We start from the raw sequence: 21,627 nt of genomic DNA, 5'->3' as shown, positions 1-21,627 counted from the left end.
CACCCCGCACCCGTAGCTCAGCGCGCCGCGAACTCCGCCGTGACCGGCGCGTCCCAGTCGATGACGTACCGCTGCTCGTGGGCGATCGTCTTCTCCGGGTCCATCGCGGTGCGCACCAGCAGGGGCATCAGCAGAGGCAGCAGCGTCCGGCCCACCGGCCCCGGCGCCTTCGTGTGGTTGATCCGCGCCGCGCGGGCGGCGACCTTCTCCACTCGGGCGCGGCGCAGCCGCTCGAACGCGGCGAACGCCGACGCCACGTCCGGTAGGTCACGCAGGCAGCGGGCGAGCTGGACCGCGCTCTCGATGGCCAGCGACGCGCCCTGCCCGGAGCTGTTCGACGGTGCGTGGGCCGCGTCGCCGACCAGCACCATCCGACCCCGGTGCCAGTGCGGCACCGGTGGCATGATCTGCAACGCTCCCACCACCTGGAGTTCGTCGGCGGTGCTTGTCGCCACCAGCTCCCGGCCCGGGTCGTCGTCGCCGTAGGTGCCGCGTAGCGTGGCCAACCACTGCGCCGACGGCACCGTGCGGGCCTCGACCAGACTCACCGGCCGCTGGTACGGCAGGTTGGCCCCCCACCGGGTGCCACCGCCCGGCTCCGGCCAGTAGAGGTAGTAGCCGCGGCGCCCGAACGCGAACGTCATCGTGCCCGGCTCCGCGTCCACGTCGTGCCGGGCCACCGCCTCGAAGCCGAGCAGGCCGGTGAACCGGGGACCGGGCGCGGCCGGATCGATGAGGCCACGAACCGTCGACCGGATGCCGTCGGCACCGATCAGGACGTCGGCGGTGGCGGTGCTGCCATCCTCGAAGTGGGCGGTCACGCCGCTCTTCGTCTGCTCGGCGTCGATGAGCCGCTTGCCGTACGCGAAGCCGACCCCCTCGGCGACCGCCTGATCGTGCAGCGCCCGGTGCAGCTCGGCGCGGTGCACCACGTGCAGCGGGGGCACCCCGGTCAGCGTGGGCAGGTCGATGCGGCGTCGGCCGACCGCCATGACGGTGCGCGTGATCGGGGTGGCGGTCGCCGTCACCGCCTCGTCCGCGCCGATCGTACGCAGGGCCGCCACGCCGTTGGGCGCGAGCGCGAGGGTGCCGCCGATGCCGCCAACTCCGCTGGCGGTCGCCGGGTACGCCTCGTGGACGGTCGCCGTGATGCCGGCGCGGCGCAGTGCGAGTGCGGTCACCGGTCCGGCGATACCGCCGCCGATGACGATCGCGGTTCGTACCGTGGTCATGCTCTTCTCCCTGGGGTGTGTGGTCGCGTGCGACCGACCTGGGAGGGAGCCCGGTTATCCTCTGGTTGCCGCTTCGGGCCGGGCGCCTTCCCAGGCATCGGTTCGGGGTAAGGGCTCCGGCGGGGTGTTGGCGCACCCCGCCGGAGCCGTCTTCAGCCGGCTTCCCGGTTGCTGGCTGTCGGATGGGTGGGTTCGGTGTTGGCTCTCGGGGTGGTGGTTCTCTCGGCCAACCCGGTCAGCTCCGCGGGCATCTCGCCGGTCTCGTGGAAGGCCCGCCAGGTGTCCAGCCCCGGATAGCTGCCCGAGGTCAGCTCGGCGAGCAGGGCACGCAGCCAGGCCGCCTCCGCCTCCCGCAGGGCAAGGTCGTACTCCGACTCGACCAGGAACAGCCGCGGGATCTCCCGCAGGTGGGCGTCGAGCGTCTCGCGGTCCCGCCGGAGCGCGTCTTCGAGCAGGTCGAGCCGCTGACGAAGCAGGTCGGTGGCCTCGTCAGGATGCAGCGCGGCGAGGACGGACAACCCGGCGCGGAAGCGGGGATGCTCCGGCATCGGGGTGGAGACCAGCTCGCGGGCCCAGTCGACCAGCTCGGCGCGCCCCGCGTCGGTGATCCGGTAGACGGTGCGTTCCGGGCGCCGGCCCTCGCGGACGCTCTCCACCGCGTCGATCAGGCGGTGCTTCTCCAGGTTGCGGATCACCGTGTAGAAGGAGCCCCACTTGAACTCCATGTCCTGGTCCTTGCCCCAGGCCCGCAGTGCGGTGGCGATCTCGTACGGGTGCATCGGCCGTTGGACAAGCGCGGACAGCACGGCCAACGCGAGCAGATTGCCGACCTTGCGCCGCTTCGGCACGATGCCCTCCAGACTCGCTCGCTTCCAATTACTCGTCCGCAAGTATATGCACACGAGTAACCCGTCGCGATCCCGCGCGCTCCGCGATCCCGCGCGCGCCTTGATCGACTCGGTTTCCTTGAAGTCGCGGTGTCCTGACCGGTTTGACGCACCGATTTCCCGAAAGGCGAGTTGACCATCGCTGCCAGCGTGCGCCGTTCCGGCATGTCGCGGTGTCCCGCCGGGGTCGGGGTGGGGTGCTCGCCTGGGCGCTTAGCCGGGCCGGGGTGGTCGGTCCCGACGGTCGGCCTACGATCATCGGGTGGAGGAAGATATCCGGCGGATCGGGATCATGGGTGGCACCTTCGACCCGATCCACCACGGTCACCTCGTCGCGGCCAGTGAGGTGGCGGACCGGTTCGGCCTGGACGAGGTGGTCTTCGTTCCGACCGGGCAGCCGTGGCAGAAGGCCGACGAACCGGTCAGCCCGGCCGAGGACCGTTACCTGATGACTGTCATCGCCACCGCCTCCAACCCGCGCTTCCAGGTCAGTCGGGTCGACATCGACCGCCGTGGGCCGACCTACACCGTCGACACCCTGCGCGACCTCCAGGCGGAGTACGGCCCCAAGGTGCAGTTGTTCTTCATCACCGGCGCGGACGCCCTGCAGCGCATCCTGTCCTGGAAGGATCTGGACGAGATCTTCGAACTGGCCCACTTCATCGGGGTGACGCGGCCCGGTTTCCCGCTGACCGACAAGCACCTCCCGGCGGACACTGTCAGCCTGATCCAGGTGCCCGCGATGTCCATCTCGTCGACGGACTGCCGCGCCCGGGTCGCCCGGGGCGAGCCCGTCTGGTATTTGGTGCCCGACGGTGTGGTGCAGTACATCGCCAAGCGAAGCCTCTATCACGGCTGACCGCGCCGGATTCCGGCTGGTTTGTGTATTTAACCGACCAGAACTGCACGGTCGGGGCGTCGCCGGGTATGAGACGCTTGGAGGATCGCACGCTTGATCGAAGGAGAACGGTGACAGTTTCCGAACGCGCTCACGAGCTGGCAATCGCGGCCGCCCAGGCCGCCGCCGACAAGAAGGCGCAGGACATCACGATCATCGACGTCGGCGACCAGCTCGCCATCACCGACGCGTTCGTGCTCGCCGCCGCCCCCAACGAGCGCCAGGTGCTGGCCATCGTGGACGCGATCGAGGAGAGCCTGCTGGAGCTGCCGGACAAGGCCAAGCCGGTGCGGCGTGAGGGCGAGCGTGGTGGCCGCTGGGTGCTGCTCGACTACGTCGACATCGTGGTGCACGTCCAGCACACCGAGGAGCGCGAGTTCTACGGGCTCGACCGCCTCTGGAAGGACTGCCCCACCATCCCGTTCGTCGACCGCGACCTGGTCGAGGCCGACGCCAGCGGGTCGTCCGCCGCCGCCGAATGACCCGACTGATCGTCTGGCGGCACGGCAACACCGACTGGAACGCCGCCAACCGCGTCCAGGGGCAGACCGACGTACCCCTCAACGAGCTGGGTCGCGACCAGGCCCGCGCCGCCGCCCCGCTGCTCGCGGCGCTGCGGCCCGACGCGATCGTGGCCAGCGACCTGAGCCGCGCCGCGGAGACCGCCGCGGCGCTCGCCGCGCTGACCGGGCTTCCGGTTCGCACCGACGCCCGGCTGCGCGAGCGGCACTTCGGCCAGTGGCAGGGCCTGCACCTCACCGAGGTCGCCGAGCGTTTCCCGGAGGAGTACGCGCGGTGGCGGGCCGGCGACCCCGACCCGGGCGCCGATCTCGAACCCTTGCACGATCTCGGCGAGCGGGTCGCTGCCGCCCTGCGGGAGGCAGCGGAAGCGGCTCCCGGCGGCACCGTGGTGATCGCCACTCACGGTGGCGGCTCCCGGCAGGGCATCGGTCGTCTGCTCGGCTGGGACACCACAGTGCTGCGCACCATCGGTTCGCTGGCCAACTGCCACTGGAGCGAGCTGCGGCACGACGACCGCGCGCCGACCGTCGGGCGCCCACAGGACGTCAGTGGCTGGCAGTTGCGGGCGCACAACGTCGGCCTGGTCACCGCCCCGGTCGCCGTCGAAGCGATCTGAGCGCTCGCGCCTCGGCGTTCGAGGCCTCGATCGGCTAGCGTGCCGGGCATGCCCGTCGCGGTTGTCATCGACTCCACCGCCTACCTTCCGCCCGAGCTGGTGCAGGCGCACCGGCTGACCGTCGTCCCGTTGACCGTCGTGCTCAACGGCGCGGAAGGGCTGGAGGGGGTGGAGACCCAGCCGGCCGACGCGACCCTGGCACTGAGCGCCCGCCGGGTCTCGGCGACCACCTCCCGGCCGGCACCCGAGCAGTTCGCGCGGACGTACCGTCAGTTGCTCGACACCGGCGCCGACGGGATCGTCTCGGTGCACCTCTCCGCCGCGTTGTCGGGCACGGTGGAGGCGGCCCGGCTGGCCGCCGCCGACCTGGACGGCCGCGTCGAGGTGGTGGACAGCCGCTCGGCGGGCATGGGGCTGGGCTTTCCGGCCATCGCCGCCGCCACCGCCGCCGAGGCCGGCGCCGACCTTGCCGGGGTACGCGACGCGGCGCTCGCCGCCATCGCCCGCACCACCGTCTGGTTCTACGTCGACACGTTGGAGTTCCTCCGCCGGGGTGGCCGGATCAACGCGGCCGAGGCGCTGTTCGGCACCGCCCTGTCCGTCAAGCCGATCATGCACATGCCGGACGGGGCGATCGTGCTGCGCGAGAAGGTCCGTACCGCCAGCCGGGGAGTGGCCCGCCTCGTGGACCTGGCCGTCGAGGCGGCCGGCGACGACGACGTGGACCTCGGGGTGCACCACCTGGCCGCGCCGCAACGGGCCGAGGCGCTGCGCACCGCGCTGACCGAACGGTTCGGTGACCGGCTGCACCACACGTACGTCTCCGAAGCGGGCGCGGTCGTCGCCGCGCACGCCGGGCCGGGCCTGGCCTGCGTGGTCGTCCACCGTCGGCCGGAGGAGTGAGCGGTGTCCACGTCGTCGTGTGTGGTGACCGGCGGCGGTCGCGGTGTCGGCCGGGCCGTGGTGGAACGCCTGGTGGCGACCGGTGCCACAGTCGTCGTTTTGGAGCGCGACGCCGACGCCGCCGACTGGCTGGCCGGGCATCCCGCCGCCGACCGACTCGTCGCGGTGTTCGGTGACGCCGCCGACGAGCGGGTGGCCGAGCACGCCGCCGAGCTGGCCGAACGCGCGGCGCCCCTGACCGGCTGGGTGAACAACGCGGCGGTGTTCCGCGACGCCGCGCTGCACTCGGCGTCGGCCGACACGGTGCTGGACCTGATCGGGCTGAACCTGCGCCCGGCCGTGGTGGGCGCCGCGGTGGCCGTCCGCCGCTTCCTGGCCCGCGCCGCCGGCGGCGCGATCGTGAACGTCTCGTCGCACCAGGCCCGCCGGCCCGTGTCGGGTGCCCTGCCGTACGCGACGGCGAAGGCCGCCGTGGAGGGTCTGACCCGGGCACTTGCCGTCGAGTACGGGAAGTACGGCATCCGCGCCAACGCGGTCGCGCTCGGCTCGATCGCCACCGAGCGGCACACCGAGTTCCTGGCCGCGCAGGAGCCCACCCAGGCCCAGTGGATCGACGCCGAGCTGAACAGGCTGCACCCGGTGGGCCGGATCGGGCGGGTCGACGAGGTGGCCGAGGCCGTCGCGTACCTGCTGTCACCGGCGGCGAGCTTCGTCAACGGGGTGATCCTGCCGGTGGACGGGGGACGAGCCGTGCTCGGCCTCGACCCGGAGGCCCACTGACGACCGATCGTCCGTGTTAGCCTCCGTGCGCGCCCCAGATGGGCCTACCCCCCGGAGGTTCTGGCTACTTCAGCCACCACGCCGAGATCGATGCGATGTGCGCGTCTCTCGTGCGGGGTCCGGGGCGTCGGTGCCCTCGGGGCGTCGTCATCGGTGTGGCTGGGTGAACGCTGTGGGCCTCCGGTCGGGTCAACGGATCGACCGGGAAGAAGACGGTACGCATGACAGTCACGTTCAACCACACCATCATCGCCAGCAAGGACAAGAACGCGTCGGCCGCGTTCTACCGGGAGCTGTTCGAGCTGCCGGAGGCGCCGTCGTGGGGGCCGTTCGTCAACATCGTGCTGGACGGGGGAGTGCTGCTCCAGTTCGCCGAGCCGCCGGTGGAGCTCCAGATGCAGCACTACGCGTTTCTGGTCGACGACGAGCTGTTCGCGCGGTGTCTGGCGTTCGTCGAGGGGCGCGGCATCACCTACTGGGCCGACCCGCAGCTGAAGCGGGAGGGGGAGACCAACACCGAGCACGGTGGACGGGGCTTCTACTTCTTCGACCCGGCCGGCCACGCCATCGAGATCATCACCCGGCCGTACCTGTAGGGGCGGCCGCGTCGCTCGTCGGGGCGGGTGTCGGCTCCGGTTGCTCTGTCCGCCGGGGCCGGCCCCACCCGGGTTCCGCCAGAACGCTTCGTCGGCCTCCCCGCTGTTGCCCGTTGCTCATCGATGTCGTCGAGGCGGCAGCGGCGGATCTGGAGCGTGCTGAGCGTGACTATTGGAGGATTTCGATAAGTTGGGTCAGGTCCGTCATCTCGTATGCGACGGGTGTGTCGTCCGGCCGGGTGTGCCCGCGGTGGTTGATCCACACCGCCTGGATGCCGGCGGCGTGCGCCCCGTACACGTCGGCGCTTGTCGAGTCGCCCACGTGCAGCACGTCGTCCGCACGCAGGTCCAGCGCGGCGAGCGCTCGGGTGAACATGTCCCGGTCCGGTTTGTAGGCGCGGACTTCCTCGCTTGTCACCACGGCGGTGAAGGCCAGGCCATGGTGTGCCATCGCCGCGTCCAGGTCGGCGCGGTCGACGTCCGACACGACGCAGATGGGCACCGTGACCCGGGAGAGGAACTCCCGGGTACCTGGACGTAGCGGCGGCGACTGCCAGTACTCGAACTGCGCCGCGCACAGCCTGACCGGGTCACCGGCGCAGCCCACCGCGGCCATCACCCTGGCCAGGCTGTGCATCGCGCAGTGTCGTAGCGTCCGGAACTGTGGGCCGGCGGCGACCGCCTCGTACTCCCACGCCCACGCATCCATGACCTCGCCTCCAGCGACGGATGGTGAGGCGCCGGCGGCTACCTGGTCAGCTATCGCCTGCATGATCGCGTCGTCGTCTTCGACCACTGTGCCGTAGAAGTCCAGCAGCAGTCCCTTGATCACGCTCGCAGCGTAGTCGTCACCGCGGCCGGTGGGTTCGGCGAGCTCAGTGGCTGCTGACGGCGAGCCGAATCCGGTGATCACGGTCCCGGTGACCCGGCCCACCAGCCGGCGGGCCGTGGGCCGTCGCAGCGACGTGCGCAGCGGACGTGCCAAGCAGACCAGAACCGCTAGCAGATCCGCGCTTGATCAGGGCGTTGTCCACAGTGGCGTCGGTTATCCACAGGGCGATGTCGCCACACCCCACCGCCTCCGCCGTCGCCATAGCGTCGCCCTGTGTCACACGACGAGGAGACCGAGGTACGCCAGCGCCTGCGCCGGCTGACGGATGCGCCGCTGGACGTGTCGTCACCCCCGGCACGGGCAACGCTCGCGGGCGTACCTCTGGCTGGGGTGCTGCCACCCCGGGCCGGGGCGCCGATGGCCGAGCCGGACGCGGGCGTACCCCTTGCCGTGGAAGGCTCGCTGGCCCCACGGCTGTCCGGGCCTGGCGCGTTCGACCCAGGGCGACGCGGTGTGCGGGCGCTGGCGGTCGTCGCGGTGGTGGTGGTGCTGGCCGCCGCCGGGTGGGCCTGGCGGTCCCGGCCGCACGCCGAGCCGGCCGCACCACTGGGCAGCGAGGCCGTAGCGGCCACGCCGGCGGGCGACCTCAGCGCTTCCGGCTCCGGTGAGCTGGTGGTGGCGGTCGCGGGCAAGGTCCGCAAGCCCGGGTTGGTGCGGGTGCCGGCCGGGTCCCGGCTCGCCGACGCGGTGCAGGCGGCCGGCGGCCCGCTGCCCGGGGTCGACGTGGCGCTGCTCAATCCCGCTCGCAAGGTCACCGACGGCGAGCTGATCGTGGTCGGCGTGACGCCGCCGCCGGCGCCGGCCGGTCCGGCGGCGGGCGGGGCGGCTCCGGCTGCCGGTCCGCTGAACCTCAACACCGCCACCCTGGCGCAGCTCGACGCGCTGCCCGGGGTCGGGCCGGTGCTCGCCCAGCGCATCCTCGACCACCGGGACCAGCACGGCGGGTTCAAGGCCGTCGGCGACCTGCGCCAGGTCGACGGGATCGGCGACGCACGGTATGAGCAGCTCAAGGATCTGGTGACGGTGTGAACAGCGGTGACCCGACGCCGCACGGCCAGCTGACCGCCGCCCAAGATCGGGCATCACCGCCGGACCTGCGACTCGCCGGGCTGGCCGTGGCCGCGTGGCTCACCGCGCTCGCCGGCCTACATCTCGGCGTCCGCTCGCTCCTGCTGGTGGCCGGGGTGGTGGCCATCCTGACCGTGTGCACCGCCCTGCACCTGCTCGGCCGCTTCGGTCGTCCGCGGGCCGTCGCGCGCCGCCACGGCTGGATCGCCGTCGCGGTCGGCCTCGGTGTGGTCTGTGCGGGGGCGGTCACCGCGGCCCAGCTCGCCATCCGGGACGCCCCGCCGATCCGTGCCCTGGCCGAGCAGCGCGCACTGGTCACCGCGGAGGTGGTGGTCCGGGACGATCCGCGCCCGATCCGTTCCGCCGGGCGACCGGGGATGCTGCTGGTACCGAGCGAACTGGTCCGCCTCACCGGCCCGGACGGTCGACGCATCCACGCGTCGGTGCGGCTGCTCGTCCTGGCCACCGACCCGGCCTGGCAGGGACTGCTGCCCGGGCAACGCCTCACCGCCGATGGTCGGCTCGGCGTCGCGCGCGGTGGTGATCTCACCGCGGCCGTGCTCAGCACCAACGGTCCGCCGCAGCGGCACGGTGTGTCGTCCTGGGCGCAGCGCGCCGCCGGCACCCTGCGTGCCGGTCTGCAACGGGCCTGCGCGCCGCTGCCCGACGAGCCGGGCGGGCTGCTGCCGGGGCTCGTCGTGGGCGACACCAGCCGACTGCCACCCGCCGTCGAGGAGGATTTCCGGGCCACCGGGATGACACATCTCAATGCCGTTTCCGGGAGCAATGTCGCCATTGTGGTCGGCGCGGTGTTGTTGCTGGCGCGTTGGGCGCGGGCCGGTCCGTGGCTCGCCGTCGGGCTCTGCGCGGTGGCGCTGGTGGGCTTCGTCATCCTGGTCCGCCCGTCACCGAGCGTCGTACGGGCCGCGACGATGGGGGCCATCGGGCTCGCCGCGCTTGCCGCCGGTCGTCCCCGCGCCGCGCTGCCCGCGTTGGCCGCCGCCGTCACCGTGCTGGTGCTCGTCGACCCGGAGTTGGCCGGGGATCCCGGTTTCGCGCTCTCCGTGCTGGCCACCGGTGGCCTCTTGCTGCTCGCGCCGCGTTGGCGGGATCGGCTGCGGCGGCGCGGCGTGCCGCCCGGCCTGGCGGAGGCGTTGGCCGTGCCGGCCGCCGCGCAACTGGCCTGTGGACCGGTCGTCGCCGGGATCTCCGGCACGGTCAGCCTGGTGGCGGTGCCGGCCAACCTGCTCGCGGTGCCGGCCATCGCACCGGCGACAGTGCTGGGCGTGTCGGCGGCCATGGTGTCGCCGCTCTGGCCGTCCGGGGCCGAGATCCTCGCGTGGCTGGCGAGTTGGCCGGCCTGGTGGCTGGTGGTCATCGCCCGACAGGGCGCCCGACTCCCGGGCGGCACCCTGCCGTGGCCCGGCGGGCTCCCGGGGGCGCTGCTGCTGACCGTGTTGACCGTCGCACTGCTGATCGCGGTGCGCCGCCCCCTCGTACGCCGACTGGTGGCCGTCGTCGGTGTCGCCTCGGTGCTCGGCGCGCTTCCGGTGCGGCTGGTGTTCGCTGGCTGGCCGCCAGCGGGTTGGGTCGTGGTGGTCTGCGCGGTGGGCCAGGGCGACGCCGTGGTGTTGCCGGTCGCCCCCGGCCGGGCGGTGGTGGTCGACGCCGGGCCGGAGCCGAGTGCGGTGGACGGTTGCCTGCGTCGACTCGGCGTACGGGAGGTGCCGCTGCTGGTGATCAGCCACTTCCACGCCGACCACGTGGGTGGGGTGGCCGGGGTGTTCCGGGGGCGGCGGGTGGGCGCCGTGCTGGTGCCGTCGTCGACGGATCCGGAGAGCGGCCGGGACCTGGTCCGGGCGGCGGCCGCCGGGCGGGCCGCGCTGCGCACCACCGTGGCCGGTGCCCGTCACCCGATCGGAGGCGTCGACCTGCTGGTGCTCGGCCCGCCGTACCCGCTGGCCGGCACCAGGTCCGACCCGAACAACAACTCGCTGGTGGTGCGCGCCACGGTGGGCGGGGTGCGGATCCTGCTGCCCGGCGACGCGGAGACCGAGGAGCAGCACGCGCTGCTGACGCGGGCGACACCCGGCCAGTTACGGGCGGACGTGTTGAAGGTCGCCCACCACGGTTCGGCGTATCAGGACCCGGGCTTTCTCGACGCGGTGCGGCCGGCGGTCGCGTTCGTGCCGGTGGGCACGGGTAACACCTACGGGCACCCGAACCCGGGGATACTGGCCCGGCTGAGCAGGGGTGGCGCCCGGGTGCTGCGCACCGACACCGACGGCGACCTGGCGGCGATCCGGGCTGACGGTGGCCTGGCCGTGGTGCGGCGGGGAGTCCCACCGGGCCGGCAATCCTGAGCCTCGTCGGGAGGGGCCCGGTGCGAGTGGTCCGCCCATCATCGGCGGGACTCCGCGTCCGACGGAGACTGCCCTCGGGTGGGTCAGGCACGGGGCTCTGGGGCGGCGGTCGGCCAGGTGCTGGTCAGCCCGTACCGGAACCAACCCAGTGACATGAATTGTGGATTAAGCGGTCAATTGAGATAGATGTCTGGATTTGCGCTGAGTGCGGGCTGCGCCGACCAAGCGGCGAATGAGCAGGCACGATCCCGGCGTGGGCCGTGCGAATATGGGCGGCGTGACCGCCGCCAACCTCGCTCCCATTCTGCTCGTCCTCGGTGACGAGGAGTTACTCGCCACGCGCGCGGTCACCGAAGCTGTCGCGAAGGTTCGCGGTGTCGACCCCGAAGCGGACGTCCGCGAATACCAGGCCGGTGCGCTCGCCGTCGGCGAGATCGCCGAGATGCTCAGCCCCTCGCTGTTCGGCGGGCGGCGACTGCTGATCCTGCGCTCCGGTCAGGACGCCCGCAAGGACCTGGTCGCCGCGCTGTTGGCGTACGCGAAGAACCCCGACCCGGAGGTCCAACTGCTGGTGCTGCACCTGGGCGCCGCCAAGGGCAAGGCGTTCGCCGACGGGCTGCGGGCGGCCGGCGCGACTGTCGTCCCGGCAGCCAAGCTCAAGGGGCACCGCGAGCGGGTGGCCTTCGTCCGTGACGAGATCCGCCGGGCCGGCGGAAAGTGCACCGACGACGCGGCCGAAGCGCTCATCGCGGCGGTCGGCAACGACCTGCGCGAGCTGGCCGCCGCCTGTTCCCAACTGATCGCCGACACCGACGGGCGGATCAGCGCCGACACGGTGAGCCGCTACTACCGGGGCCGGGTCGAGGTGACCGGCTTCACGGTGGCGGACGCCACCATGGTCGGTGACGTGCCGGCGGCACTGGAGGCGCTGCGCTGGGCCCTGCACGTCGGGGTCGACCCGGTGCCCATCGCCGACGCCCTGGCCGACGGGGTGCGCACGGTGGCCCGGGTGGCGTCGGCCGGGCGGGGCAACGCGTACCAGCTCGCCAGCAGTCTCGGCATGCCCCCCTGGAAGGTCGAGCGGGCGCAGCGGCAGGGGCGCGGCTGGACACCGGAGGGCCTGGTCCGGGCCATGCAGGTCGCCGCCGAGTGCAACGCCGCAGTCAAGGGTGGCTCCGACGACCGGGCGTACGCCCTGGAGCGCGCGGTCTTCTCGGTCGCGGCGGCCCGGCAGGGCGGCACCAGATGACGGGGGCGAATCGCCCGGCGTGGGCCACTGTCGCCGTCGACGAGGAGCGGTATCGGCCGCTCTACGCCCGACTCCTCGGCCTCCGGTTCGTCAACCCCGGCGGCGTGCTGTGCTTCCTCTTCTTCGAGGGCACCATCGCGCTGGCCGTGCTGCTCGCCCTCGCCGAGCTGGTCACCTGGTGGGCGGTGCTGGTGCTGCCCGCCGTGGTGGCGGCGATGGTCAAGCTCAACGACATGGTGGCCGCGATCGTGGTCCGTTCCGCCGCGCTCGTGCCCGAGCAGGAACGGGATCGTTTTCGCCGGCAGATGGAGCCGGTCGTCGGTCGAGCCCGAGTGGAGTGGGCCTCGCACAGCGTGACCGGGGTCGTCATGGCGGTGGACGCGTCCCCCCCGCGCACCGATGCGCCGAAGCGCCCACCAGCTCAGGCATAGTAGATCTTGGAGCGGAGCGGCCCCTCCAGGGGCACTTTCCTTCCAAGATCTCAGGCCGGTGCCTCGCCATGAGGTGAGCACTGGCCTGGGCACACGGAAGCCCCGGACCGAGGCCCGGGGCTTTCCGAATCAGTCTGACGGTGAAGTCGTCAGGCGGAGAGCGCACCCACGCGCTTCGCGATCGCGGACTTGCGGTTCGCGGCCTGGTTGGAGTGGATCACGCCCTTGCTGACGGCCTTGTCCAGCTTGCGAGAGGCGTCCAGCATGAGCGCGGTGGCCTTCTCGACGTCACCGGCCTCGGCAGCCTCGTGGAACTTCCGGACGGCGGTCTTCAGCGACGACTTGACCGACTTGTTGCGCAGCCGGGCCTTCTCGTTCTGCCGGTTGCGCTTGATCTGGGACTTGATGTTCGCCACGCGACAGCCTCGTCTTGATAGCTCGGGTTGGTCAGCTTCTGCGCAAGATGACGAAACATGCGTCATCGCTGCGCGAAGAGCCAGGTTACCAGGTTGCCCGGGACGAGCCAAAACGGCTCGGCCCGAAACGGCGTTCGCCCGGTTCGTGGGCTCACCCGGACACTCGACGCTTGATCCACTCGGTTTCCTGCAAACCGCGGTAATCGCCTGCGGCTGATAGCCCGACTTCAAGGAACCCGAGTCGATCACGGGCCGCTGCGCCGCCGGGCCGCTGCGCCGCCGGGCCGCCGGGCCGCCGGGCCGCTGCGCCGCCGGGCCGCCGGGCCGCTGCGCCGCCGGGCCGCTGCGCTGCCGGGCCGCCGGGCCGCCGGGGGCGCCGCACTGCCGAAGCCGCCGGGTCGGGAGCGCGTCACCGCCAGCCCTGACGGCGAGCCAACCAGTCGAGCAGCTGCTCACCGCTCCACCGCTGGTGGGCGGGCAGGTGCGGCGAGGCCGTCGGCGGTGCCGCCGCGGCGCCGGTGAGGTAGTAGCCGGCCAGCGCGGCCAGGGTCGCGTCCAGCGCGTCCGGGGGTGCACCCGCCGTCGCCGGGTGCGTGGCGAAGAGCCGGTCCGCGTCCTGCCCGCTGGCGTACGCGGTGAGCAGCAGGCCGGCCAGGTCGAACCAGGCCGGCCCGGAGCAGGCCCAGGTCCAGTCGCAGAACCAGGCTCGGCCGTGCGCGTCGATCAGCACGTTGTCGACCCGCAGGTCACCGTGGATCAGGCCGGTCGCCCCGTCGGCGTACCGGGGGAGGAGGGACTCCAACGCCACCAGCTCGGGCAGCCGGCCACGGACCGGGGGCGGCAGCGCTGGGGTCGGCTCGCGACCGGCGGCGACCTCCTCCCACCAGAGGATGTCCGAGCGGGCCAGGTCGGCCAGGTGCGGCAGGCCGAGCGCGGTCAACTCGGCCGGCGGGTCGGCCAGGGCGACGGCGACCTCGGCGTACCCGGTGAGGGTCGCGTCCAACTCGGCGGGCACCCAGGGCAGGTGCGGGGTGTGGCCGTCGACGGCGTCGGTGCAGAGCACGAACCAGCCGGCCGCCGACAGGGTCCACCGGGGGCGGGGCGCCGGCAGGCCCACCGGCAGCCGGTCCAGGATGGCGGCCTCTCGGGCGTACCAGTCGACCAGATGCGGTTGCTCGGCGGCGGGTGCCGCCTTGACGAAGGCCCGGCCACCGTCGGCGGTGTCGAGCACTGCGGCGAAGCCGCGGGTGAAGCCCGCGCCCGCCACCCGGGCGGTGACCACCGGTGCGCCCAGCCGGTCCGCGACCGCGGCCCGCAGCGCCGCCGGCAGCGTCGGCCACGACGGGCGCAGCGCGCTCGCGTGGTAGGGCACCGGCGGCAGCGGGGGAGGGGACACCCCACCATGCTGCCCCGGGGTACGTGCGCGACGCACGGGGACACTGCCAGACTGCCAAGCCATGAGGACCGAGGACTTCTGGCAGTTGATCGACGAGGCTCGGGCCGGTGGCGGGGGAGAGCCCGGGCCGGTCGCCGCCCGGGCCGTCGCGCTGCTCGCCGCGCGCGATCCGGAGGACATCATCGGGTACGCGCGGCACCAGACGCGGGTGTTGGCCGCCTCGCACAAGGCGGATCTGTGGGGTGCGGCGTACCTGATCAACGGCGGTGCCTCGGCCGACGGCTTCGAGCACTTCCGGGGGTGGCTGATGACCCAGGGGCGGGCGGTCTTCGCCCGGGCGGTCACCGAACCGGACTCGCTGGCCGAGTTGCCCCAGGTGCGGGCGGCCTCGCTCAGCGGTGAGGAGTTCTCCGCCGAGCGGATGCTGTCGGTGCCCTGGGACGCGTACCGCAAGGCCACCGCGACCGAACTGCCGGCGGACCGCGACCCGGTGCGGACTCCGGATCTCAACGACTTCTGGGACTTCGACGACGAGGAGGAGGCCCGTCGTCGGCTGCCCCGGCTGGCCGCGCTCTTCGTCGAGCCGCCGCTGGAGTGAGAGGTTCTCGGGTCGATCCATCGCCCGCGCAGCGGACCTACCCCGGCGGCGTGGGAACATAGAGGGGGTCGGCGGCGCGCCGGCCTGTTCACGTCAGCCGACCAGAACGGACCGCTGTGCCACCGAAGCTCGATCCCGGCGCGAATGCTCCCGGTTCCACCGACCCCGGTCGCATCCGGAACTTCGGCATCATCGCCCACATCGACCACGGGAAGTCGACCCTGGCCGACCGGATGCTGCAGCTCACCGGTGTGGTCGACCCCCGGCAGATGCGCGCCCAGTACCTGGACCGGATGGACATCGAGCGCGAGCGCGGCATCACCATCAAAAGCCAGGCCGTCCGCATGCCGTGGACCATCCGGGACGGCGAGCGGGCCGGTGAGCACGCGGTGCTCAACATGATCGACACCCCGGGGCACGTCGACTTCACCTACGAGGTGTCCCGGTCGCTGGCCGCCTGCGAGGGCGCCGTGTTGCTCGTCGACGCCGCGCAGGGCATCGAGGCGCAGACCCTGGCCAACCTCTACCTGGCTCTCGAGAACGACCTGCGCATCATCCCGGTGCTCAACAAGATCGACCTGCCGGCCGCCCAGCCGGAGAAGTACGCCGAGGAGCTGGCCCACCTGATCGGCGGCGACCCCGCCGACTGCATCCGCGTCTCCGGCAAGACCGGCGAGGGCGTCCCGTATCTGCTCGACGAGATCGTCCGGCAGTTCATCCCACCCGTCGGCGACGCCGCGGCGCCCGCCCGAGCGATGATCTTCGATTCGGTGTACGACGTCTACCGCGGCGTCGTCACGTACGTCCGGGTCATCGACGGCCGGATCAGCGCCCGCGACCGGATCAAGATGATGTCCACCGGGGCGGTGCACGAGCTGCTGGAGATCGGCGTCATCTCACCCGAGATGGTCAAGGCCGAGGCACTCGGCGTCGGCGAGGTCGGCTACCTGATCACCGGCGTGAAGGATGTCCGGCAGTCCCGCGTCGGTGACACGGTCACCATCAACAGTCGGCCGGCGGCCGAGGCACTGGGTGGCTACAAGGACCCGAAGCCGATGGTCTACTCCGGCCTCTATCCGATCGACGGTTCCGACTACCCCAACCTGCGCGAGGCGTTGGACAAGCTCAAGCTCAACGACGCCGCCCTCGACTACGAGCCGGAGACCTCCGGTGCGCTCGGGTTCGGCTTCCGCTGCGGCTTCCTCGGCCTGCTCCACCTGGAGATCATCCGGGAGCGGCTGGAACGCGAGTACAACCTCGACCTGATCTCCACCGCACCCAACGTCGTCTACCGGGCGATCACGGACGACGGCGCGGAGATCGTCGTCACCAACCCCAGCGAATACCCCACCGGCAAGATCGCCGAGGTGTACGAGCCGGTGGTCCGGGCCACCGTACTGACGCCCAACGACTACGTGGGCGCGGTCATGGAACTCTGTCAGGGCCGACGCGGCACCCTGCTCGGCATGGACTACCTCTCCGCCGACCGGGTGGAGCTGCGCTACACGCTGCCCCTCGCGGAGATCATCTACGACTTCTTCGACCAGTTGAAGAGCCGCACCAAGGGTTACGCCTCGCTCGACTACGAGCCCTCCGGCGAGCAGGCGTCCGACCTGGTGAAGGTGGACATCCTGCTGCACGGCGAGCCGGTGGACGCGTTCAGCGCCATCGTGCACAAGGACAAGGCGTACAACTACGGCGTCACCATCGCCGCCAAGCTCCGTACCCTGATCCCGCGTCAGCAGTTCGAGGTGCCCATCCAGGCGGCCATCGGCAGCCGGGTCATCGCCCGGGAGACCATCCGGGCGATCCGCAAGGACGTGCTCGCCAAGTGCTACGGCGGTGACATCAGCCGTAAGCGCAAGCTGCTGGAGAAGCAGAAGGAAGGCAAGAAGCGGATGAAGATGGTCGGCCGCGTCGAGGTGCCGCAGGAGGCCTTCATCGCCGCCCTCTCCTCCGACTCCGGCGACGGCAAGGCCGCCGGAAAGAAGTAACAGCCCCGCCCGCCCCCGCCCGGGGTCGTCGTGGGCCACGATCCGCACAGTTACGGCGAAACTGCTGTCTCGAGCTCGTTTGAGGCAGCAGTTTCCCCGTAGTTGCACGGATCTTGACTGCTTGGCAGGGGTGTTCCGGTCGAGGTTGGGGCCGGAGGCTCGGGGCCGGCCGCCCGTACCACGGGTGCAGGCGTCGCCGGTCGGGGTGCCCTGGGTCGGCGGCGCGACCGCCCGCTCCGGAAATTTTTCTGGCGCTGCCGTGAGGTGGACGGGCCGACGAGAAGGGCTCCTACCTGTGTGGACGTGCTTCCGCGACAACCGACGCACCCGCGAGGCATCGACGAATGGCGTTCTTCTTCGCGGTGAGTCGGTTTGGGCTTTCGGCGGGGCGGGCACTTAGCGGTCACGACAGGAAGCACACATCGTGTGTCGAACATTCTTTGAAGGAGGGCGACCGTGGAGTTCACCGTCTGGGGCATCATCACTGCGATCGTTGTTGGTCTCATCGTCGGCGCGCTCGGCCGCCTGGTTGTTCCGGGCCGGCAGAACATGCCGATCTGGCTGCACCTGCTGATCGGTGTCGGCGCGGCCCTGCTCGGTACGGTGCTGGCGCGGGCCGTCGGTATCGCGACCGAGACGAGCGGTATCGACTGGGGCGAGCTGCTGGTGCAGGTCGTAGTTGCCGCGGTCGCGGTCGCTCTGGTGGCCGGCGTTGGTGGCCGCCGCCGAGTGACCCGGTAACACCAAGCACCAATTCCCGTACCACCACCACATCGCCGATGGGCGCCCGGCCGACAGGTCGGGCGCCCATCGGCGTTCTTCCCGGTGGGGCCTTCTTCCCGGCGGGGTGGCGCGCGGCGCGGCGCGGTCTGGCGCAGCCTGGCCTAGCCCGGCACGGCTTGATCTGGACTTGGGCTGGTGCTGTGGCCTGGGCTGGTTTGGTCGCCTGGACTGGGGGCCGGGGTGGCGGGATGGCCGGCTCGGTAGGTGGCGGGGGAGGGGCGGTCGGTGGAACGTGTTCTTGTCGGCCAAGTCGTGATCGTTTGGTGGCTGGAGTCGGTTTGGATTTTCTGTGGGGCGGGCACTTAGCGGTCACGACAGGAAGCACACACCTCGTGTGACAGACATTCTTTGTAAGGAGGGTGGCCGTGGAGCTCACCGTCTGGGGCATCATCACTGCGATCGTTGTTGGTCTCATCGTCGGCGCGCTCGGCCGCCTGGTTGTTCCGGGCCGGCAGAACATGCCGATCTGGCTGCACCTGCTGATCGGTATCGGCGCGGCCCTGCTCGGTACGGTGCTGGCGCGGGCCGTCGGCATCGCGACCGAGACGAGCGGCATCGACTGGACCGAGTTGCTGGTGCAGGTGGTGGTTGCCGCGATCGCGGTCGCGTTGGTGGCCGGCGTTGGTGGCCGGCGCCGCGTCACCCGATAACGACCTGGCATCACCTGGCGAGGCAGCACTACCGCAGGACAGCACGATGGAAAGAGCGCCCGGCCTTGAGTCGGGCGCTCTTTCGTGGCATGTGCCCGACTTTGGCCCCATGGTGGAGCGCCGTTCGTCGGGCCTCTGCGATACGGTCGCGACGCTTTGGCCGGTCCCGCCCACTGTCGTAAAAGAATTCTCCGTACTAGGGTGCGGCGGAGAAGGTTAGTTCCAGGCGGCGCGAGGGGAGAAGTGGCGTGAACAGGTGGAAGCGGTTGGCCCCGGTCACCGCCATGGTGGCCTCGGCCGCGATGGTGCTGACCGGCTGCGGGGGTTCCGGTGAGGACGCGGCCGACGACAGCAAGCTCACGGTCTGGATGATGGGCGAGGGCGGCGACGCGCAGAACGCCTTCCTCGACTCCGTCGAGACCGAGTTCCGCCAGAAGCACCCCGACACCGACGTGGTGGTGCAGTACATTCCCTGGCTCGAGGCGCCCAAGAAGTTCCAGGCCGCGCTCGCCGGGGGAGAGGGCCCGGACATCACCGAGCTGGGTAACACCGAGACTCAGGGCTGGGCCGCCCAGGAGGCGCTCGCCGACGTGAGTGGTCGGATGGGCGGCTGGGCCGACGGCAAGGATCTGCTGCCGGACCTGGTGCGCAACGCGCAGCTCGACGGCAAGCAGTACGGCGTGCCCTGGTACGCGGGCGTGCGCGCGATCTACTACCGCACCGACTGGTTCGCCGAGGCCGGCGTGCAGCCCCCGAAGACCTGGGACGACCTGGTCACCGTGGCCAAGGCGGTGCAGGCGAAGAAGAAGGGCACCTACGGCATCGCCCTGCCGGGCAACTCGGAGCTGCCGTTCTACTCCTTCCTGTGGGGTGCCGGCGGCGAGATCGCCAGCAACCAGGGCGGCACCTGGAAGTCCGGCTACACCACGCCGGAGGCGCAGCGGGCCGTCAAGTTCTGGACCGACCTGGTGACCGTGCACAAGGTCGCCCCGCCGGCGGCGGCGGGCTGGAACGAGATCGACGCGCGCACCCAGTTCGCCACCGGCAAGGCCGCGATGGCGTTCGCCGGCAGCTGGCAGCAGGGTGCCATCAAGAAGGACAACCCCGAGATCGAGAAGGTCTGGGGTACGTTCCCGATCCCCGGCCCGGACGGCAAGGCGGCACCCGGTTTCGCCGGTGGTTCGGACGTGGCGATCTGGAAGGACAGCGAGCGGCAGGACCTGGCCTGGGACTACCTGACCGTGCTGCTGAACAAGAAGAACGCGCAGAGCTTCGCGAGCAGCCTCGGCTTCTTCCCGGTCTACCAGGACCTCGTCGCCGGTGACACGTACGCCAACGACAAGGTGATGGCGGCGTTCGCCACCACCATGCAGAACACCAAGCTCACGCCGCTCACCCCGAAGTGGGTGGAGGTCAGCCGGACCAAGACGGTGACCCAGGCGATGAACAGCTCGGTCATGAAGGGTCAGAAGACGGTCGAGAAGGCTACCGCCGACGCGGCCGGTGAGATGGAAAGCATTCTCAACGCCAAGTGACCACGCTGACCGAGGCGCCAGAGGCGGCCGCCGCGCGGGAGACCCCCGCGCGGCGGCGTCGCCGGGTGGACCGCCTGCCCTACCTGCTGCTCCTGCCCGCACTACTGATCATCGGGGTGCTGCTGCTCTGGCCGCTCGGCCAGGTGGTGGTGATGTCCTTCTACCGGCTGAACTCCGTGCGGCAGCTGCGCGGCGATCGGGAGTGGCCGTGGGTGGGGCTCGGCAACTACGCCGACATCCTCTCCGATCCGTTCTTCCTGACCGTGCTGCGCAACACGGTCCTGTTCGCCGCGGCCAACGTGCTGCTCACGATGGTCCTCGGCACGCTTGTCGGGCTGCTGCTCAACCGGCTCGGCCGCAAGATGGCGACCTTCGTGGCCAGTTGCGTGATGCTCGCCTGGGCCACGCCGGCGCTGACCGGCACCATCGTCTGGAAGTGGATCTTCGACGACACGAGCGGCCTCGTCACGTGGTTGTTCAACGCGCTGCCCGACGGGCTCTCCAACAGCCTGTTCGGTCGGAGCGACTGGACCGGCTATGGCTGGTTCAACTCGCCGCTGCTCTTCTTCGCCATCCTCACCCTGGTGGTGGTCTGGCACTCGTTCCCGTTCATCGCGGTGAGCGTGCTGGCCGGTCTCAAGAGCGTGCCGAGCGAGCTGCACGAGGCGGCCCGGGTGGACGGCGCCAGCCCCTGGCGGGTCTTCTGGAAGATCACCTTCCCGCTGCTGCGCCCGGTCTTCGGGATCCTGATCGTGCTCTCCACCATCTGGGACTTCAAGGTTTTCACCCAGCAGTTCGTGCTGGCCGGCGGCACCCAGGACCGGCCGACGTTCATGCTCGCCATCTACTCGTACGCCGAAGCCTTCTCCCCGCCGCCGAAGTACGGACTCGGCGCGGCCATCGCGGTGATCCTCACGCTGATCCTGCTGGTGGTCACCGGCTTCTACGTACGGATGGTGCTCAGGCAGGAGGACGAGTCGTGAAGAAGGTCGCCCTCAACGCCGCCGGGCTGCTGGTCGCGCTCTTCGCGGCGTTCCCGGTCTACTGGATGATCTCCACCTCGCTGAAGCCGAGCAACGAGATCTTCTCGGCCACCCCGCAGCCGGTGCCGACCCACCCGACGCTGGCGCACTACCGGGAGATCCTGACCGGCAACCTGATCCCCGGCGTGAGCTTCCTCGACTTCTTCCTCAACAGCGCGCTGGTCGCCGTCTCCACGGTGGTGCTCAGCGGCCTGGTCGCGTTGCTCGCCGCGACCGCGGTGGCGCGGTTCCGCTTCAAGCTGCGGACCAGCTTCCTGATCATGCTGCTGGTGGTGCAGATGATCCCGCTGGAGGCGCTGGTCATCCCGCTGTTCCTGATGATCCAACGGTTGGGGCTCTACAACACCCTGCCCAGCCTGATCCTCACGTACCTCGGTTTCTCGCTGCCGTTCGCGGTCTGGATGCTGCGCGGCTTCGTCGCCGCGGTGCCCAAGGAGTTGGAGGAGGCGGCGGCCATCGACGGCGCCAGCCGGGCCCAGATCTTCCGCCGGGTCCTCTTTCCGCTTGTCGCGCCCGGCCTGGTGGCCACCAGCATCTTCTCCTTCATCACGGCGTGGAACGAGCTGATCTTCGCGTTGACGTTCATCAACGACCAGGGCAGCTACACGCTGCCGGTGGCGATGACGTTCTTCTTCGGCCGGGACGACACCAACTGGGGGCCGGTGATGGCCGCGTCCACCCTGTTCACCCTGCCGGTCATCATCTTCTTCCTGCTGGTGCAGCGCCGGATGGTCTCCGGTCTGGTGGCCGGAGCCGTCAAGGGCTGACCTAGGCT

The 21,627-nt window shown here is 71.1% G+C and carries 22 protein-coding genes; 17 read left to right on the top strand and 5 right to left on the bottom strand.

The window, feature by feature from the left end:
• Window positions 1–17 precede the first annotated feature (17 nt).
• Both AB0B14_RS31440 and AB0B14_RS31435 read right to left on the bottom strand, forming a co-directional pair.
• Complete coding sequence (locus AB0B14_RS31440; protein WP_357525709.1) at window positions 18–1,232, bottom strand: FAD-dependent monooxygenase; 1,215 nt, start codon at window positions 1,230–1,232, stop codon at window positions 18–20.
• A 152-nt stretch (window positions 1,233–1,384) separates the two neighbouring features.
• On the bottom strand, window positions 1,385–2,080 hold the full coding sequence (locus AB0B14_RS31435; RefSeq protein WP_357077020.1) for a PadR family transcriptional regulator: 696 nt from the start codon (window positions 2,078–2,080) through the stop codon (window positions 1,385–1,387).
• Window positions 2,081–2,381: 301 nt separating this feature from the next.
• Between AB0B14_RS31435 and nadD the strand changes: the two genes are divergently transcribed.
• The 6 genes from nadD to AB0B14_RS31405 all read left to right on the top strand — a co-directional run bounded on the left by nadD (window position 2,382) and on the right by AB0B14_RS31405 (window position 6,434).
• Entirely contained in the window at window positions 2,382–2,978 is a 597-nt protein-coding gene (gene nadD / locus AB0B14_RS31430; RefSeq protein ID WP_357077023.1) for a nicotinate-nucleotide adenylyltransferase, read from the top strand.
• Window positions 2,979–3,088: 110 nt separating this feature from the next.
• On the top strand, window positions 3,089–3,499 hold the full coding sequence (rsfS, locus tag AB0B14_RS31425; protein WP_357077026.1) for a ribosome silencing factor: 411 nt from the start codon (window positions 3,089–3,091) through the stop codon (window positions 3,497–3,499).
• Window positions 3,496–4,155, top strand: a complete 660-nt coding sequence (locus AB0B14_RS31420) for a histidine phosphatase family protein (protein WP_357077029.1) — start codon at window positions 3,496–3,498, stop codon at window positions 4,153–4,155. Before rsfS ends, AB0B14_RS31420 begins: the two co-directional genes overlap by 4 nt.
• Window positions 4,156–4,203: 48 nt before the next feature.
• The gene (locus AB0B14_RS31415) at window positions 4,204–5,058 is read left to right on the top strand and encodes a DegV family protein (RefSeq protein WP_357525707.1); all 855 of its coding nucleotides are present in this window, start codon (window positions 4,204–4,206) and stop codon (window positions 5,056–5,058) included.
• 3 nt (window positions 5,059–5,061) lie between these two features.
• Window positions 5,062–5,838 carry an SDR family oxidoreductase gene (locus AB0B14_RS31410; RefSeq protein WP_357077035.1) on the top strand — a complete coding sequence of 259 codons (777 nt, stop codon included), beginning with the start codon at window positions 5,062–5,064 and terminating at the stop codon, window positions 5,836–5,838.
• A gap of 221 nt (window positions 5,839–6,059) precedes the next feature.
• Window positions 6,060–6,434, top strand: coding sequence for a VOC family protein (locus AB0B14_RS31405; protein ID WP_357525705.1), 375 nt, complete (start codon window positions 6,060–6,062; stop codon window positions 6,432–6,434).
• 169 nt (window positions 6,435–6,603) lie between these two features.
• Here AB0B14_RS31405 and AB0B14_RS31400 read toward each other — a convergent pair whose 3' ends face one another.
• The gene (locus AB0B14_RS31400; protein ID WP_357525703.1) at window positions 6,604–7,266 is read right to left on the bottom strand and encodes an HAD family hydrolase; all 663 of its coding nucleotides are present in this window, start codon (window positions 7,264–7,266) and stop codon (window positions 6,604–6,606) included.
• 273 nt (window positions 7,267–7,539) lie between these two features.
• Between AB0B14_RS31400 and AB0B14_RS31395 the strand changes: the two genes are divergently transcribed.
• The 4 genes from AB0B14_RS31395 (at window position 7,540) to AB0B14_RS31380 (ending at window position 12,437) form a co-directional block, all read left to right on the top strand.
• On the top strand, window positions 7,540–8,355 hold the full coding sequence (locus AB0B14_RS31395; protein ID WP_357077044.1) for a ComEA family DNA-binding protein: 816 nt from the start codon (window positions 7,540–7,542) through the stop codon (window positions 8,353–8,355).
• Window positions 8,352–10,757, top strand: coding sequence for a ComEC/Rec2 family competence protein (locus AB0B14_RS31390; protein ID WP_357525701.1), 2,406 nt, complete (start codon window positions 8,352–8,354; stop codon window positions 10,755–10,757). Before AB0B14_RS31395 ends, AB0B14_RS31390 begins: the two co-directional genes overlap by 4 nt.
• Window positions 10,758–11,025: 268 nt before the next feature.
• Entirely contained in the window at window positions 11,026–12,006 is a 981-nt protein-coding gene (gene holA, locus AB0B14_RS31385) for a DNA polymerase III subunit delta (protein WP_357525741.1), read from the top strand.
• Complete coding sequence (locus AB0B14_RS31380; RefSeq protein ID WP_357077049.1) at window positions 12,003–12,437, top strand: hypothetical protein; 435 nt, start codon at window positions 12,003–12,005, stop codon at window positions 12,435–12,437. The genes holA and AB0B14_RS31380 overlap by 4 nt, the downstream gene beginning before the upstream one ends.
• 149 nt (window positions 12,438–12,586) lie before the next feature.
• Here the strand turns inward: AB0B14_RS31380 and rpsT are convergent, their stop codons facing one another.
• Complete coding sequence (rpsT, locus tag AB0B14_RS31375; protein WP_357077052.1) at window positions 12,587–12,853, bottom strand: 30S ribosomal protein S20; 267 nt, start codon at window positions 12,851–12,853, stop codon at window positions 12,587–12,589.
• Between the two features lie 409 nt (window positions 12,854–13,262).
• Window positions 13,263–14,249, bottom strand: coding sequence for a phosphotransferase (locus tag AB0B14_RS31370; RefSeq protein ID WP_357525699.1), 987 nt, complete (start codon window positions 14,247–14,249; stop codon window positions 13,263–13,265).
• A gap of 61 nt (window positions 14,250–14,310) precedes the next feature.
• Between AB0B14_RS31370 and AB0B14_RS31365 the strand changes: the two genes are divergently transcribed.
• From AB0B14_RS31365 to AB0B14_RS31335, 7 genes are all read left to right on the top strand, one after another.
• Window positions 14,311–14,847 (top strand): DUF4240 domain-containing protein, encoded by a 537-nt coding sequence (locus AB0B14_RS31365; RefSeq protein WP_357525697.1) that lies wholly within the window; start codon window positions 14,311–14,313, stop codon window positions 14,845–14,847.
• Between the two features lie 116 nt (window positions 14,848–14,963).
• Window positions 14,964–16,841 (top strand): translation elongation factor 4, encoded by a 1,878-nt coding sequence (gene lepA, locus AB0B14_RS31360; RefSeq protein ID WP_357077061.1) that lies wholly within the window; start codon window positions 14,964–14,966, stop codon window positions 16,839–16,841.
• A 456-nt stretch (window positions 16,842–17,297) separates the two neighbouring features.
• Window positions 17,298–17,582: a GlsB/YeaQ/YmgE family stress response membrane protein gene (locus AB0B14_RS31355; protein WP_357077064.1), complete on the top strand. Its 285-nt coding sequence runs from the start codon at window positions 17,298–17,300 to the stop codon at window positions 17,580–17,582.
• Window positions 17,583–17,989: 407 nt separating this feature from the next.
• Window positions 17,990–18,274 (top strand): GlsB/YeaQ/YmgE family stress response membrane protein, encoded by a 285-nt coding sequence (locus AB0B14_RS31350; protein WP_357077067.1) that lies wholly within the window; start codon window positions 17,990–17,992, stop codon window positions 18,272–18,274.
• A 248-nt stretch (window positions 18,275–18,522) separates the two neighbouring features.
• On the top strand, window positions 18,523–19,809 hold the full coding sequence (locus tag AB0B14_RS31345; protein WP_357077070.1) for a sugar ABC transporter substrate-binding protein: 1,287 nt from the start codon (window positions 18,523–18,525) through the stop codon (window positions 19,807–19,809).
• A complete protein-coding gene (locus tag AB0B14_RS31340; RefSeq protein WP_357525695.1) occupies window positions 19,806–20,792 on the top strand; it encodes a sugar ABC transporter permease in 987 nt (328 codons plus the stop codon). The genes AB0B14_RS31345 and AB0B14_RS31340 overlap by 4 nt, the downstream gene beginning before the upstream one ends.
• Window positions 20,789–21,619 (top strand): carbohydrate ABC transporter permease, encoded by an 831-nt coding sequence (locus tag AB0B14_RS31335; RefSeq protein ID WP_357077076.1) that lies wholly within the window; start codon window positions 20,789–20,791, stop codon window positions 21,617–21,619. Before AB0B14_RS31340 ends, AB0B14_RS31335 begins: the two co-directional genes overlap by 4 nt.
• Window positions 21,620–21,627: the final 8 nt, after the last annotated feature.

Origin of the sequence: Micromonospora sp. NPDC049171, from assembly GCF_040648275.1 — a bacterium.
GTDB lineage: Bacteria > Actinomycetota > Actinomycetes > Mycobacteriales > Micromonosporaceae > Micromonospora.
This window is presented reverse-complemented; position numbering and strand designations above follow the sequence as displayed.